This is a genomic window from Kitasatospora sp. NPDC051702, assembly GCF_040681575.1.
GTDB lineage: Bacteria > Actinomycetota > Actinomycetes > Streptomycetales > Streptomycetaceae > Kitasatospora.
In genome coordinates this window covers 304,830-319,694 of the sequence record NZ_JBFAZB010000001.1, presented here as the reverse complement: position 1 = coordinate 319,694, position 14,865 = coordinate 304,830, and the positions used below count along the sequence as shown (strand labels likewise).

Annotated in this window: 11 protein-coding genes; 3 read left to right on the top strand and 8 right to left on the bottom strand. The window is 75.1% G+C overall.

Annotation, left to right across the window (positions count from 1 at the left end):
• Positions 1-21 precede the first annotated feature (21 nt).
• The 3 genes from AB0N04_RS01330 to AB0N04_RS01320 are packed head-to-tail and all read right to left on the bottom strand — an operon-like array spanning position 22 to position 3,553.
• Positions 22-942, bottom strand: a complete 921-nt coding sequence (locus AB0N04_RS01330) for an SDR family oxidoreductase (protein WP_360219685.1) — start codon at positions 940-942, stop codon at positions 22-24.
• A complete protein-coding gene (locus tag AB0N04_RS01325) occupies positions 939-1,961 on the bottom strand; it encodes an alpha/beta fold hydrolase (protein WP_360219688.1) in 1,023 nt (340 codons plus the stop codon). Before AB0N04_RS01325 ends, AB0N04_RS01330 begins: the two co-directional genes overlap by 4 nt.
• A complete protein-coding gene (locus AB0N04_RS01320) occupies positions 1,958-3,553 on the bottom strand; it encodes an NAD(P)/FAD-dependent oxidoreductase (protein ID WP_360219691.1) in 1,596 nt (531 codons plus the stop codon). Before AB0N04_RS01320 ends, AB0N04_RS01325 begins: the two co-directional genes overlap by 4 nt.
• A gap of 276 nt (positions 3,554-3,829) precedes the next feature.
• Between AB0N04_RS01320 and AB0N04_RS01315 the strand changes: the two genes are divergently transcribed.
• From AB0N04_RS01315 to AB0N04_RS01305, 3 genes are all read left to right on the top strand, one after another.
• On the top strand, positions 3,830-4,606 hold the full coding sequence (locus AB0N04_RS01315; protein ID WP_360219694.1) for a MerR family transcriptional regulator: 777 nt from the start codon (positions 3,830-3,832) through the stop codon (positions 4,604-4,606).
• 59 nt (positions 4,607-4,665) lie between these two features.
• Entirely contained in the window at positions 4,666-5,667 is a 1,002-nt protein-coding gene (locus tag AB0N04_RS01310) for an iron-siderophore ABC transporter substrate-binding protein (RefSeq protein WP_360219697.1), read from the top strand.
• 311 nt (positions 5,668-5,978) lie between these two features.
• Positions 5,979-7,229, top strand: coding sequence for an MFS transporter (locus tag AB0N04_RS01305; RefSeq protein WP_360219700.1), 1,251 nt, complete (start codon positions 5,979-5,981; stop codon positions 7,227-7,229).
• Between the two features lie 145 nt (positions 7,230-7,374).
• Here the strand turns inward: AB0N04_RS01305 and AB0N04_RS01300 are convergent, their stop codons facing one another.
• The 5 genes from AB0N04_RS01300 to AB0N04_RS01280 form a co-directional block, all read right to left on the bottom strand.
• Positions 7,375-9,030, bottom strand: coding sequence for a M4 family metallopeptidase (locus tag AB0N04_RS01300; protein ID WP_360219702.1), 1,656 nt, complete (start codon positions 9,028-9,030; stop codon positions 7,375-7,377).
• A 649-nt stretch (positions 9,031-9,679) separates the two neighbouring features.
• A complete protein-coding gene (locus tag AB0N04_RS01295; RefSeq protein ID WP_360219704.1) occupies positions 9,680-11,893 on the bottom strand; it encodes a serine/threonine-protein kinase in 2,214 nt (737 codons plus the stop codon).
• Positions 11,894-12,004: 111 nt separating this feature from the next.
• Positions 12,005-12,823 carry an alpha/beta hydrolase gene (locus tag AB0N04_RS01290; RefSeq protein WP_360219706.1) on the bottom strand — a complete coding sequence of 273 codons (819 nt, stop codon included), beginning with the start codon at positions 12,821-12,823 and terminating at the stop codon, positions 12,005-12,007.
• A 679-nt stretch (positions 12,824-13,502) separates the two neighbouring features.
• Positions 13,503-14,261, bottom strand: a complete 759-nt coding sequence (locus tag AB0N04_RS01285) for a dienelactone hydrolase family protein (protein WP_360219709.1) — start codon at positions 14,259-14,261, stop codon at positions 13,503-13,505.
• A gap of 72 nt (positions 14,262-14,333) precedes the next feature.
• Entirely contained in the window at positions 14,334-14,735 is a 402-nt protein-coding gene (locus AB0N04_RS01280) for a VOC family protein (RefSeq protein WP_360219712.1), read from the bottom strand.
• Positions 14,736-14,865: the final 130 nt, after the last annotated feature.

Here is a 14,865-nt window from a genome sequence, read left to right as displayed (position 1 = left end):
TTATCTGTTACTTGTCATCCGTCACCGGGCGTCGGCGCCGCCCCCCGGGCCGCTGTGGCTCCGCCGGACCGCCGTGTCCGCCGCGCCCCCGGCGCCGACGGCGCGCAGCCGGGAGGCCGCGGTGGCCGCGAGCTGCGGGGCGAGCTTGGCGACGTCACGGGAGCCGACAGCCGCGATCAGGCTCGGCAGCACCCAGCGGACGGGCTGCATCCCGCGCAGCCAGGCCTGGGCGTAGACGTGGGCGGACCGGCGGGCGATGCCCGCGGCGATCCGCTCCACCGCCGGCTCCAGCGGGTACGTCTTGTTCGCCGGCCACGGAAGCCGGGTGCGCATCTGCCGCAGCACGGTGTCCTCGTCGGCCCCGCGCACCATGTCCGTGTCGGTCCAACTCAAGTACCCCACACCGACCTTGACCCCCTGGTGGGCGACCTCGGCGCGGAGCGAGTGGGCGAAGGCCTCCACCCCGGACTTGCTGGCGCAGTACGCGCTCATCAGCGGCGCGGGCGTCAGCGCGGCCAGCGAGGCGATCTGCAGCAGGTAGCCCCGGCTCTCGGTCAGTGCGGGCAGGAAGGCCCGGGCGGTGGCGACGCTGCCGAGCAGGTTCACCTCGATCACCCGGGTGAAGGCGCGGTGGTCGCTGTCCGCGAGCGGCCCGCCGATGGCGATGCCGGCGTTGGCGACCACGGTGTCGATCCGGCCGTGGTGCTCCTTGATCCGGCGGGCGGCGTCGGTCAGCGCGTCGAGGTCGGTGACGTCGACCTCCCAGCTGGTCGCGCCGGGCCCGCACTGCGCCGCGACGGCCTTGAGCTCCTCGGGTTCCAGGCCGAGGAGGGCGACGGTGGCTCCGCGCCGCGCGAGCGTGCGGGCCAGCGAGGCGCCGACCCCGCGGGCGGCTCCGGTGATGACGACGACCTGTGCGGACAGCGGCGGAACGGCGTTCATGCGACGGCGGTCCTCTCGGTGGCGGGGCCGGCAGGGGTTTCGGCGGACACGGTGGGCTCGGCGGTGGGCGCTGCGGTGGGCTCGGCGGTGGGCTCGGCGGCCGGCTTACCGGACAGGTGCGCGGCGGCCAGCCGGTGGATCTCGGCGGCGACCTCCACCGGCCGCTCCAGCGGGGCCATGTGGCCGACCCCCGGCAGCAGCAACAGCCCCTGTGGGTAGGCGAGTTCGGCGACCATCCGGTGCGCGTGCACGGGCGGGGTCAGCCGGTCGGCGGTGCCGACCACGACCGCCGTCGGCACGGCGAGCCGGGCGAGCCCGGCGTGGACGTCCAGCCGGTCGAGGACGCCGGCCCAGTGGACGCGCACGCCCGTCGGGCAGGCGTGCACGATCCGCGCCGTCGCCTCGACCTGCCCGGCGGCCGAACCCGGCCCCATGGTGGCGTACTTGAGCGCGGCGCGGCTGACGGACGTGACCGGCCCGAGCGGCAGCCGGGAGCGCAGCAGCTGCCGGTGCAGGAAGCGGCGCAGCCACGGCGGGCGCACCGCGCCCGGCAGGACGGTGAGCCGGTCCACCAGCTCGGACGGCCCGGTGGAGATCAGGACGGCGGCGGCGGTGCGCTCGGCGACCCCGGGGCGTCCGCCGGCGGCCATGATGGTCATCCCGCCCATGCTGTGCCCGGCGAGCACGGCCCGCTCCCCCGCCGGAACGGTCCGGGCAAGCACGGCGGCGAGGTCCTCGGCGAGCGCGCGGGTGGAGTAGCGGGCCCGGCTCGGCGGGATCTCGCTCCGCCCGTGGCCGCGCTGGTCGTACGCCACCACCCGGTACCGGTCGGCGAGTCGGCGGATCACCGGGGCCCAGAAGGCGGTCGAGCAGGTCCAGCCGTGGGCGAGCACCACGGTCGGCGCCCCGGGCTGGCCGTGCACCTCGACGTGCAGCCTGACGCCGTCGGCCGAGCGCACGCTCAACTCCTCGACGGGCGTGGGCGGGACGTACTCGGCGGGCAGACGGTCGGCGCTCATGCGGACACCTCCTGGACGGCGGGGGCGGCGGAAGGTGCGGTGCGCATGATCAACTCGTACTCGCCGAGGTCGACTCTTCGGGTGGCACGGCGGAACGCGGTGGTGGAGCCGGGCCAGAGCACGGTGTTCCGGCCGTTCGGGTCGAGGTACCAGCTGCGGCAGCCACCGGTCGTCCAGACGGTGCGGTCCATCCGGTGCTGGAGTTCGAGGTTCCACTGGCGCTGGGCGCGGACGGTGGGCTGCATCGCGGTGGCGCCGACGGTGTCGAGGGTGGTGAGCGCGTCGATCAGGTAGTTCAGCTGGGACTCGATCATCAGGATCATCGAGCTGTTCCCGAGGCCGGTGTTGGGGCCGATCACGAAGAAGAGGTTCGGGAAGCCGTGCACGGTCGAGCCGCGCAGGGCCTCCATGCCGTCCTTCCACTGCTCGGCCAGGCTGGTGCCGTCGGCGCCGAACACCCGGGCACCGATGGGCATGTCGGTGACGTGGAACCCGGTGCCGAAGACGATGGCGTCCACCTCGTGCTCGGTGCCGTCGGCGGCGACCAGGGTGGAGCCGCGCAGTTCGCGCAGGCCGGAGGCGACCACCTCGGTGTTGGCGGCGGCGAGCGCGGGGTAGTAGGTGTTGCTGAGCAGGATGCGCTTGCAGCCGATGCGGTAGTCGGGGGTGAGCTTGGCGCGCAGGGCCGGGTCGGCGACGCCCTGGGCGAGGTGGCGTTCGGCGAACTGCTGGACCACCTTCAGCATGCCCGGGCGTCGGACGAAGGCGTCGACCTGGAGCTCGCGGAGCGCGAACAGGGTGCCGCGGCGGATCCTGCCGGTGACGGGCAGGCGGTCGTGCAACCACTTCTCGAGCCGGCTGATCTCGCGGTCCCGGCGCGGCAGGACCCAGGCGGGGGTGCGCTGGAAGACCGTCAGCTTCCCGACCTCCGGCTGGATCGACGGGATGATCTGGGCGGCGGAGGCGCCGGTGCCGACGATGGCGACCCGCTTGCCGGCCAGGTCGTAGTCGTGGTCCCAGCGGGAGGAGTGGAACACCTTGCCGGGGAAGGAGGCGAGCCCGGGCAGGTCGGGGATCTGCGGGTCGGCGAGCGGTCCGGCGGCGGACACCACGGCGTCGGCGGTCCACTGGCCGGCCGAGGTGGTGATCCGCCAGCGGGTCCGCTCCGCCTCCCAGCGCGCCTCCAGCACCTCGGCCCCGAAGCGCAGGTGGGGGCGGAGGCCGAAGACGGTGGCGACCTTCTCCAGGTAGGCGCGGATGTCGGGCTGGCCGGAGAAGCTGCGCGGCCATTCGGGGTTGGGCGCGAAGGAGAAGGAGTAGAGGTGCGAGGGCACGTCGCAGGCGCAGCCCGGGTAGCTGTTGTCGCGCCAGGTGCCGCCGACCGAGTCCGCGCGTTCCAGGACGACGAAGTCGGTGATGCCGGCACGGCGCAGCCGCACCGCCGCGCCGAGGCCGCCGAACCCGGAGCCGATCACCGCCACCCGCACGTGCGGGGCGGCCTCGCCCACCGGGACGGCCTCGCCCACCGGGGCGGCCTCCTCCGCCGGGGCGCCGGACGCGCCGGAGCGGGGGCGCTTGCTGCTGGATGCCATGCGGCCTCCTCCTGAGGGTGGGCGGTGATCTTCGGGCTGCCTGACGGGTGCCGCTCATCATGTGCGGGCGGCACCGCCGGTGCCACTCATCACGTGCGGGCGGCGCCGTCGGGGCCGCGGTGGTGCTGCCTCCCGGGGGCCGGCCCCGGGACCCTGCCAATCGCGCCAGTAATCACTGGCACGATTGGCAGGGTAGCCCTTGCTGACACCGGATGGAAGAAGCGCGACCATCCTGATTCGGGAACCGCCCGAGGCGACGGACCTATGCTGATCGCCGTGGACAAGGTCAGAGCTGCTGCCGACGACAAAAAGCGCGAGTACCGCGTGGAGGAACTGGCCGAGGCGGCCGGTATCACCACCCGGACCCTGCGCTTCTACCGCGAGCGCAAACTCCTCCAGCCTCCCCGCAAGGAGGGCCGGATCGCCTGGTACGGCGAGGAGCACCTCGCCCGGCTGCGGATGATCGGCGAACTGCTGGAGCGCGGCCACACCCTGGGCGGCATCGCCGAGCTGATCGGCGCCGGCGAGAGCGGGCGGGACGTCGCCGAGCTGATCGGACTGGAGGCCGCGATCGTCGCACCCTGGTCGGACGAGACGCCGGTGCGCCTGGACTGGGACGAACTGCGCGCCGTCTTCGGGGAGCAGCTCACCGAGGAGAACACCGCCGAGTCGATCTCCCAGGGCTTCATCTCGGTCGACGACGACGGGATCACCCACGTCAGCCGGCGGCTGATGGACGCCACCACCGCGCTGGTCGCCGAGGGCGTGCCGCTCTCGGCCGTCCTGGACGCCAGCAGGCGCACCCAGGAGCACGTGGACGCCATCGCGGAGGTCTTCGTCGACCTGGTCGGCGAGCACCTGCTCGGCGCCCTGGCCGGCGACGCCCCGCTGCCGCCCGGCGAGGCCGCGCGGCTCACCGAACGCATAGTGCGGGTCCGGCCGCTGGCCCGTACGGTCGTCGACGCCCAGTTCGCCCTGGCGATGGACCGCCGGGTGCAGGCCGACTACGACGACCTGCTGCGCCAGCGGCGCGAGACCGACCCCGACGCATGACCACCCCGACGGACGGGCAGGAATTCCCGCGCCCCGCCCGCCCGTTGGAGGATCCGCCGATGCCCCGACCGCTCAGCCGCCGCACCGCACTCGGCCTCGCCGCCCGGCTCGCCCCGGGCCTCGTGCTCGGTCCCGCGCTCACCGGCTGCGGGGCGGACCAGCCCTCCCCGGGCACCGGCGCGTCCGCCCCGGGGGGCGGCCCTTCCGGCGGCGCCGGCCCCCGCACCGTCCGGCACGCCCGCGGCGAGACCCGGGTACCCGCCAGGGCGGCCCGGGTGGTGGTGCTGGACACCGACGCACTGGACTCGGCGGTCACCCTCGGCCTCACCCCCGTCGGCGCGACCACCGTCTCCGCGGGCGCGTCCTTCCCCGGCTACCTGCCCGCCGACCGGCTGGCGGGGACGAAGGCCGTCGGAGCCATCGGCCAGCCCAGCCTGGAGGCGATCGCCGCGCTGCGGCCGGACCTCATCCTGAGCAACCAGGTCCGCGACGACCAGCGGTACGACGGACTGTCGAAGATCGCGCCGACGGTGCTCTCGAAGACCACCGGGCCGACCTGGAAGGAGAACGTCCGGCTGCACGCCGAGGCGCTGGGGCGGCAGGGCGAGGCCGAGGCGGCCGACGCGGCGTACCGGACCAAGGCCCGGGGCCTCGTCACCGCGCTCGGCGGCCCGGCCCGGACCGCCGCCACCCGGGTCGCGATGGCCCGCTTCCTGGCCGGTGCACCGACCAGGCTCTACCTCAACGACACCTTCGTCGGCTCGCTGTTCAAGGACCTCGGGCTCGGCCGCCCCGCCAACCAGGACAAGCCCGGGTTCTCCGTCGAGATCAGCCCCGAACAGGTCGACCAGGCGGCGGCCGACGCCATCTTCTACTCGGTCTACGGGGACGCGGCCAAGTCCGACCAGGGCAGGATCACCGAGGGGGCGCTCTGGAAGAACCTGGACGCCGTCCGCAACGGCCGGGTGTTCCGCGTGGACGACAACCTGTGGATGCTCGGCATCGGCTACACCGGCGCCGGCCTGATCCTGGACCAGATCCGGGCGGACCTCACCGGCTGACGACTGACCACTGACGGGCTGACGACTTACGGCCGACGGCGTGCAGAAAAGAATTGACGATCAGTCAGGGCGGTCGACCGACCCGCCGCCGGGCCGCCGGACTGTCGGAAGCCACCGGCGCGGGGCGACCGCGTTGTCAACTCCTCCAACCGCTCCCCCGCCCGCACCCCGACTGCACTGGGTGATCGGACGGTTACCCGGCCGCACCGGCCGCCCCTACCGTCGAGGCTCACCCGCAGGTCGCAGTCGCCTGACCGGGCCGACGACGGGAGGCGGGCGCCCGCGTCGGCTCCGTTTGGGGTCGTGCGCCGATGTCCGCGTCCATGGTCGTCAAGTTCCGAACAGCCGCGCGACTGACCGGAGGCCGCGTGCTGCTGTGGTCGCTGCTCGGCCGGCTGCCGAACGCGATGAGCCCGATCGGCACCCTGCTGCTGGTCAGCCGGAACACCGGCAGCGTGTGGTGCGGCTCCCTGGTGGCCGGGGCGCTGGCGGGCGGGCAGGCCGTCGGCGGACCGCTGGTGGGCCGTCTCGCCGACCGGCGCGGGCAGCGGACGGTCGGGCTGGTCGCCGCACTGGTGAACGCCACCGCGCTGGTCGCCCTGGTGGCGGCCTCGGAGGACGGGCTGGCCCTCGGCTGGCAGGTCGCGGCGGCGGCGCTGATCGGCCTGTCCGTCCCGCTGGTGGGCCCGCTGTCCCGCAGCCGGTGGGTCCGACTGGCCGCCGGGGAGCCGGAGTTGACTTCCACCATGCTGTCGCTGGACGGAATCGTGGACGAGATCGGCTTCACCGCCGGGCCCGCGCTGGTCGGCGTGCTCGCCACCGTCGTCTCCCCCTCGGTCGGGCTGCTCACGGCCGCCGCCCTGTCCGGCGTCTGCGCCACCCTGTTCGCACTGCACCCGACCGCCTCCCCGGGCGTCCCCAAGTCCCCGGCGGGGAACGGCGAGCGGCTGCTGAGCACCCCGTACGTCCTGCTGCTGGCCGGGATGGCGCTGCTCGGCGCGTGCTTCGGCTCCGTGCAGGTCGGGGTGACGGCCACGACCGAGGCCCTCGGCCGGCCGGGCGCCGCCGGGCTGCTTTACGGCTTCATCGGCTGCACCAGCTCCGTGGCCGGGATCGCCACCGCCGCCCTCCCCGCCCGGTGGGGGCTGCCGTCCCGGCTGCGGGCCGGCACGGTGCTGCTGTTCACCGCCTCCTGCGTCCTGCTGGTCTCCGGCGGCGGACTGTGGACGCTGACCGCGGCCGTCGGCCTGCTCGGGGTGGCGGTGGCCCCGCAGATGATCACGATGTTCGGCCTGGTGGAGCGGACGGTCCCGGCCGCCCGGCTGGGCGAGGCGATGGCTGTGCTGGTCAGCGCGCTGATCCTGGCCCAGTCGGCCGGCACCTTCCTGGGCGGCTGGGCCACCACCCACTTCTCGCCCGCCGCGCCGTTCGCCGTGACCGCCGCCGCGGCCGCCACCGCCCTGCTGCTGGCCGCCTGCACCGCGACGGAGCGCCGCTACCGCCGCCGCGAACCGAGCGCCCCGGCCACACCGGACCCGGTCGGTGAACCGGTGGGCCGGTGAACCGGTGGGTCGATGAGCACCGGAGGGCGACGGTGAGCGCACGACGGCGGGGGCGACGGTGGTCCGCACACCGTCACCCCCGCCGTTCCGTCCTGCCGGCCGGCACCCACGGTCGGCAGGACCGTTGTTCAGGCCGCCATCGGCCTCAGTTGACGTTCACCGCCGTCCAGGCGGCGGCGACGGCGTTGTACTCGGCACTGTCGGCGCCGTACAGGTCCGAGGCCGCGCTGAGGGTGCCCGCCCGGGCGCCCGCGTAGTCGGTGGTGGAGGTGAAGTAGACGGTCAGGGCGCGGTACCAGATCTGCGCGGCCTTGTCCCGGCCGATGCCGCTGAGCGTCGAGCCGTCGGAGGTCGGGCTGTTGTAGTCGAACCCGTTGATGCTCTTCGCGCCGCTGCCCTCGGACAGCAGGTAGAAGAAGTGGTTCGCCACGCCGGACGAGTAGTGCACGTCCAGGTTGCCGACGTCGGCGGACCAGGAGTCCGCGGACTGGCCGTCCTTGCTGGGCTGGTCCATGTAGCGCAGCGGGCTGCCGTCGCCGCGCAGGTTGACCAGCTCGCCGATCTGGTAGTTCGGCGGGTTGGAGGGCAGGTTGGCGTACCACTCGACCATCGTGCCCATGATGTCGGAGGTGGCCTCGTTCAGGCCTCCGGACTCCCCGGAGTAGTTGAGGTTCGCGGTGGCGGCGGTGACGCCGTGGCTCATCTCGTGCCCGGCGACGTCGATCTCGGTGAGCGGGTGGGTGTCGCCGCTGCCGTCCCCGTACGTCATGCAGAAGCAGTCGTCGCTCCAGAACGCGTTGACGTAGTTGGAGCCGTAGTGCACGCGGCTGGCGGCGCCGACGCCGTCGTTGCGGATGCCGTTGCGGCCGAAGGCGCTCTTGTAGAAGTCCCAGGTCGTGGCGGCGCCGAACTGGGCGTCCACGGCGGCGGACTCGCGGTTTCCGGCGGTGCCGTCGCCGAAGGAGTTGGACGTGTTGGCGAACGGGGAGCCGCTGCCCGTGGTCCCGTTGTTCATGTCGCTGGTGGACTGGCCGCCGCGGGAGTCGTCCTTCAGCGAGTAGCTCGACCCGTCCTGCGCGGTGGTGAGCGGCACCTGGCCGACGAAGACGCCGGTACCGGTGCCGGCGGCGGTCTGCACCTTCTCGTGGGTGGACAGGACCTTGCCGCTGGCGGCGTCGGTGACGAGGACCTGGCTGCTCGGGGTGCCGTCGGCGCGCACGCCCTCGACGGTGGTGCGGTAGGCCAGGCGCGGGTTGCCGTCGCTCGCCCAGACCACCAGCTCGGCCTTGCCGGTCCGGTGCACGGCCGTCAGCGGCGACTCGTCGGCGTCGAGGGTGGCGCCGACGGTGGCCTGGACCGCGCCGGTGGCCTGCGCGGCCGCCTGGTCGGCCGGGATCCGCGGGGTGAGGCTCGGCAGGCTCAGCTGCGCGGTGACGGCCTTGTTCACCGCCTTCACCGAGCCGTCGGCCTTCTGGTGGACGACCAGGTCGCCGCCGAGCACCGGCAGGCCGGCGTAGGTGCGCTCGAAGCGCAGGTGGCGGGTGCCGTCCTTGTCCACGACGGCGTCCTTGGCGACGAGCCGCTCCTGCCCGCCCAGGGCGAGGGCGTCGGCGAGCGGGCCGGACTGGTCGCCGGCCAGCGCCAACACGGCCGCGTGCTGCCGGGCGGCCTGGGCGGCGCGGGCTTCCCCGGTCTGGCCGGCGGGGGCGGGGCTGGCCTGGGCGGCGGTGCTCACCTGGATCACACCGGTCAGGAGGGCCGTGGCCGAGAGAACGGCGACGGCCGCGAGCTTACGCTTCACGTACGAGTCCTTCCGGGAAACCGCGGCTGGCCGCGGTCACGCCGCGTCCCGGGGGCCGGGGTCGGCACCTGTGGGGGCGGAACGGGCGCTGACGTGCTGAAACCCCGGGTGTTCGAGCGGCGGGCCACCGAGGGGTGGGGGTGGGGGCCGGCGCCGGGGTTGAGAAGAAGCATGACGATGCACCAGATGAATTGACAGGTCTGCTTCAGGAATTGGCCAGGTCCCGCCAGCCCGGACCGCCTTCTACGGGGTGGGCAAAACAGGGCAATTCGAACTACCACGGCGACAGTTCCCGTCCGAACCATCACCGCCGACCTGCTCCGATGCGCGACCGGCCGCCGAACGCCCTCCGGGTCGACCGCCCCGAGTGGCCGCAAATCGACTTTTACACCGCTGTAGAACTTCCCATACGGAATCTTGACATCCGGTTGGCGAGGTCCCGCCACCGGCCACCCTTGCCCTCGGCCGCCGCGACTGCTAGCCCCGACTGCTCGCGTGTTCGCCCGACTCCGGTGCGCAGTCGGCGAGTTGAACGCGAAGGCCGCCGGGCGGGCGGCCCGACGGCCGGCTGTCGACGCACCGTCAGCTCCGCGTGGCGCTGCGTGAAGTGCCCCAGACGAAAAGGTGGTTGGCGGAAACGGCGGCGCCGTTACTGGAAGCGCCACTCCTGGGCGGCGTTGCCCGGCGTGCAGGCGACCATGGTGACCGGGCTGCCCGGGCCGTTGTTGGTCATGCAGACCTGGTTCTGGAAGTCGGCCAGGGTGTAGGAGCCCTGGGCCGTGCCGTTGCGCACCGTCCAGTTGGTCAGGAAGCTGAAGCCGCCGTTCAGCACCACCTTGCCGTCCGTGGTCTGGACGAGCTGCGGGCCGCCGCTGTTGCAGGCGTTGAACAGGATCCAGGCCCCGGGGTTGGTCGCCCGCACCCAGCCGTACTGGGAGGCGCCGCCGACCACGACCGGGTTGTCGCCGCCGCTGAGCGAGTCGCGGGACAACCCGATGGGGCGGCCGTCCTGCACGCTGACGATGGTCGTCCAGCTGGTGCCGCCGCAGGACGCGGGGCGGGCCGGGGTCTGCGGCGCGGGCGGGTTGCCGCCACCCGACGGGGAGCCCCCGCCGGCCGGTGAACCGCCCCCGGCCGGGGACCCGCCACCGGCGGCGGCGCCACCGGCCGCGTTCTGGGCGGGCGGCTGCGGGTTGGGGTTGGCCGGCTGGTTGGGCGTGCCACCACCCGCGCCACCGTTCTGGCCGCCCGAGGCTCCGCCCCCGGACTGCGTACCGCCCGAGGCGGCTCCTCCGGAGGCGGACCCGCCGGCTGCCGCGCCGCCGCCCGCACCGGCTCCGCTGCCACGGCCCGCCGAGGTGCCGCTGCCGGCCTGCCCGGGCGCGGGGGCGGGCACCGGCGCGCCCTGCTGGTTCGGGGCGCCCGCCGACGGGTCGGCCGCGGGGGTCGCCGCCGGGGTGTCGGACGGGGTCGGGGTGGCGGGCGTCGTGGTGGCGGCGGCCGTGGGGGTCTCGGTACCCGCCGCGGGCGCCGCCGGCGCCGTCACGACCACGGTGGCCTGGGCGGCGGGCGGCACGGCCGCGTCCGAGCGGCCGGGCCCGCGGTCGACCAGCAGGACGGTGGCGGTGCCCAGCGAGATCACCACGGGAATGACGACCGGCACCAGCAGTGCCCGCCGCGAGCGGCGCCGGACCGGCTCGGTGACCGCCTGCGGCTCCACCTTCGCGACCTCGTCCGGTGCGGGGCGGTCGGCGGCTCCGCCGGCGGGCGCCGCGCCGTCCGCGGCCTTCTCCTCCGGTGCGCCTGCGGCGGCACCAGGAGCACCGGCGGCACCTCCGGGAGCAGCTCCCCTGAGGTCGATCGTCCCGCTGTCCGCCCGGGCGCCGGCGCCGTTCGCGCCCTCGGCACCCGCCCCGCCGGCACCTACCCCGCCGGCACCCGCCCCGCCGACCGCGGCCCGCGCCGCTGCCGCCATCTCGGCGGCGTCGGCGTAACGGTCCTCGGGCTTCTTCGCCAGCGCCCTCGCGACCAGCTCCCGGACCGCCGCCGGGAAGGTCTCCGGCAGGTCCGGGGCCGGCTGCCGGACGTGCTTGAGGGCGACCTCCAGCACCCCCTCGCCCGTGAACGGCGGCCGCCCGGTGAGCAGTTCGTAGCAGACCACGCCGATCGAGTAGAGGTCGGCGGCCGGGCCGGTCCCCAGGCCCTCGGCCTGCTCGGGGGCCATGTAGAGCGCCGTCCCGACGATCGCGTGCGAGGCGGTGATCTTGGTGCTGGCGATCGCCCGGGCGATCCCGAAGTCCGTGATGGTCACCCGGCCGTCCGCGCGCAGCATCAGGTTGGACGGCTTGAGGTCACGGTGCACGATCTCGCGGAGGTGTGCGGCGTGCAGTCCGTCCAGGGCGGCCGCGACCAGGCCGAGCGCGCGGTCGGGCGCCATCGGGCCCTCCTCGGCGAGCACCCGGTCCACCGGCCGCCCGTCGATCAGCTCCATGACGATGTAGGCGCAGCGCTCCTCCCCGCCGCCGCCCTCCCCGCCGCCGTCTCCGTCCCCGCCGCCGTCAGCCCCGTCGGCCCCGCCGTCGTCACCGGAGCCGCCCGCGGCGCCCGCCGGGCGCCCGCCGGTCTCGCCGTAGTCGTGCACGTCCACGACCGCCGGATGGTCGATCGCGGCGACGAGCTGGGCCTCCCGCCGGAAGCGCTGGATGAAGGTGTCGTCCTCGAACAGCGCCGAGTGCAGGATCTTGACGGCGACGGAGCGCGCCAGCACCGTGTCCTCGGCCCGCCAGACGGTGCCCATGCCCCCGCCGCCGATCCGCTCGACCAGCGTGTAGCGCCCGCCGAGCACGGCACCCGGACCCCTCATACCGCTTCCCCCATGTGTCATGACCCTCCCCAGCGGGCCGTTCGGCCCCCAGTGTGCCAGAGGGGGCCGAAGGCCCAGCAGGGGCCGTCCGAAGGGCGGTTGGGGTCCGGATCAGGCGTTCCGGGCCTGTCGGGCGTGCTCGACGACCTCCAGGACGGCGGCGACGACGGCCTCCGGCTGGTCGGTGTGGACGGCGTGGCCGGCTCCCCTGACCACGATGTGCGAGCCCCGGACGGCCCCCTCCGCGATCCTCGACTGCAGGATGGTCCAGCGCTCGCGCAGCGCCCTGGGCAGCCCGTCGCTCGCGCTCAGCACCGTCACCGGCACGTCGGGCAGCCGTCCGGCGGAGCGCCTGCTGCGGAGCTCGGGGACGGCGAGGGCGGCCAGCCGGTTCTCGTCGAGCGCGGCGCGCCACTGGTGGCGGCGGGCGACCTTGACCGCCACCGTCCCGGCCGCCGTCCCGGTCCCCACGCCGCCGGCCCCGGGCGCCGCACCCGTGACGCCGGGGGCGGCGGGCGCCAGCGCCTCCCGGATCAGCCCGAGGCTCAGCAGGACGGCGTCGGCGGTGCGGACGGCCGGCGGCTGGAACTCCTCGTGGGCCGGGTCCACCAGGACCAGTCCGGCGACCAGCTCGGGCTGCTGCCAGGCCAGGAGTTGGGCCAGCAGGCCACCCCAACCGTGCCCGACCAGGACGGCCGGTCCGGCGTCCAGGTGCTCCACCAGGGCGGCCAGGTCACCGACCGGGGTCTCCAGGGTCGGGCCGGCGGACCGCTCCGGGTCGCTCGCGCCGAGCCCGGCCCGGTCGTAGGCCACCACCCGGCTGTGCGCGGCGAGTTCGGGCAGCACCGGCGCCCAGGTCTGCGACGGGCTGCCGCAGTCCGCGAGCAGGACCACCGGCGGGCCGCCGAGCCCCGCCTCGGACCATCGCAACGCCCTTCCGGAGCGGTCGAGTTCGCCCCGGCTAACCCCTCCGGGGACGCGTTCGCCGAGCGCCTCCCGGCCCGCGGCTCCCCCCGCCCGCGGGCGCGGCGCCGTCCGTCCGCCGTTCCGGGTGGTCCGTGCGTCGATTCTGTTCAGCGTGTTGCGCATGTGCGTTTCCCCCTGGGTACTGTCCGCGCCCCGGCTCGGGTGCCGGGTGTCGCGGGTTCTCCTGCAAACCGCGGCGGCCGTGGCCGCGGACGCCTCCACCGGCGCCCCGGTCCCGGGCCGCCGGTCGTCCATCGGGCCCGGTCGTCCATCGGGCCCGGTCGTTCATCGGGCCCCGACCGTCCGTCAGGCGCCGTGCCGCGGAGGCCGACAGGCCTCAGACCCTGGCCTCCCGGCGACACGGCAGCCCGAATCCTTCGTGTCCGTCAGTCGACCTCCCGGCGAAGAGCGGGCGCCCTCCGGCGCCGGCGTCCGGCGCTCCCGGTCCTGCACCCGGCCCCTCGCCGCCCCGTCCCGCCCCGTCACGCCCTGCCCCCGTCCCGCCCTGTCGTGACCCATCCCGCCCCCTGGCCGTCCGGCCCGTGATCCACCCCGTCATCAGCCCCGTCATCAGCCCCCGGCAGGCCTCGGGCCCGTGTCACCGCCCACCCGCCCCCGTACGCGCGGGCCGGCTCAGGGCGGCTCAGGCCTGCAGCGTCCGCTTCAGCAGGTCGAGCAGCGCGTCCCAGTGCCGTGCGTCCCCGGCCGCGTCGTAGCGGGTGGTGTCGGCCTGGGTGTAGCCGTGCAGGGCGCCCGGGTAGACCTCCGCCCGGTGCCGGACGCCGGCCGCGGTGAGGGCCTCGGCGAGCCTGGTCATCTGCTCGGCGGGCATCGACCCGTCCTGGTCGGCGTGGCCGAAGTACAGCTCCGCGGTGATCCGGTGGGCCCCGAGGTGCGGGCTGTCCGGTGCCGGGGTGGCGAGGTTGCCGCCGTGGAACCCGGCCGCGGCCGCGACCCGCTCCGGGTGGCTGGCGGCCGTCCTCAGGGCGAGCACGGCGCCGCGGCAGTAGCCGGTGAGGCCGACCGGGCCGTCCTGGACGAGCGGGGAGTCGGCCAGCCACCGCAGGTACGCGTCGGCGTCGCGGGTGGTCGCCTCGGGGGTGAGCGTGGCGAGCAGCGGGATGAGCCGGTCGAAGACCGACGGGTCGCCGTCCGGGTCGATGAGCTCCGGCAGGTCGACGACGGGCGCCCGGCCCTGCCGGTAGTAGCAGTTGGGGACCAGCACGGTGTAGCCGGCGGCGGCGAGGCGGTCGGCCGTCCGGCGCAGGTGGGGCCGCAGTCCGAAGGCGTCCATGTAGAGGATGACGCCGGGGTGGGCCCCGCCGTCGTCGGGGTGGGCGAGGTAGGCGTCGGCGGTGCCGTCCGCCGTCGGGACGTCCACGGTGGTTCCGCGCGTGCTCATGGTGAGGGGCCTCCTTCGGTCCGCGCGGAAGGGTAGCCGTTCGGGCCCGGCCGAGCACGGCAATTTCCCGGCTCAGGCTCCCCAGCCGCGCGAGCAGAGCACCAGGCGGTAGCCGTCCGGGTCGGCCACCGTGACGCCGAACTCCTCCCAGTACGGGTTGTGGGCGGGCACCCGGGTGCCGCCGGCCGCCTCCAGCCGGGCGACCAGGGCGTCGTCCACCGGCGCGCCGAGGTAGACCACGAACAGGTCGTCGACCGTCGGGGTGGGCTCCAGCGGGTGCTCCGGATCGTGGGTGAGCTCGAAGTGCCAGGCGCCCCCGGGCGGTCCGACCATGAGCAGGTCGTGCTCGCCGGACACCCGCTCGGTGGTGCGCCACAGCACGTCGAGGCCGAGACCGCCCACGTAGAAGTGCTCGGCCGCCCGGAGGTCCCGCGAGGGGCGGGCGATCCGGACCCGTGTCGTCGCATCGATCATGCTCGTGACCCTAGCCGATGCCACTGACACCGGAGCGGCCCCGCCGGGTCGCCACCCGCCCGCCCGCGGCGACCCCGCCCCCCCCCCCCCCGCCCCGGACCCGCCGACCCAGCCCGCGCCGCCCGGCCAG

Excerpts from the sequence above, each read along its gene's own strand:
- AB0N04_RS01330 (WP_360219685.1), bottom strand. The coding sequence starts at position 942 with ATGAACGCCGTTCCGCCGCTGTCCGCACAGGTCGTCGTCATCACCGGA.
- AB0N04_RS01325 (WP_360219688.1), bottom strand. The coding sequence starts at position 1,961 with ATGAGCGCCGACCGTCTGCCCGCCGAGTACGTCCCGCCCACGCCCGTC.
- AB0N04_RS01320 (WP_360219691.1), bottom strand. The coding sequence starts at position 3,553 with ATGGCATCCAGCAGCAAGCGCCCCCGCTCCGGCGCGTCCGGCGCCCCG.
- AB0N04_RS01310 (WP_360219697.1), top strand. The coding sequence starts at position 4,666 with ATGCCCCGACCGCTCAGCCGCCGCACCGCACTCGGCCTCGCCGCCCGG.
- AB0N04_RS01305 (WP_360219700.1), top strand. The coding sequence starts at position 5,979 with ATGTCCGCGTCCATGGTCGTCAAGTTCCGAACAGCCGCGCGACTGACC.
- AB0N04_RS01295 (WP_360219704.1), bottom strand. The coding sequence starts at position 11,893 with ATGAGGGGTCCGGGTGCCGTGCTCGGCGGGCGCTACACGCTGGTCGAG.
- AB0N04_RS01285 (WP_360219709.1), bottom strand. The coding sequence starts at position 14,261 with ATGAGCACGCGCGGAACCACCGTGGACGTCCCGACGGCGGACGGCACC.
- AB0N04_RS01280 (WP_360219712.1), bottom strand. The coding sequence starts at position 14,735 with ATGATCGATGCGACGACACGGGTCCGGATCGCCCGCCCCTCGCGGGAC.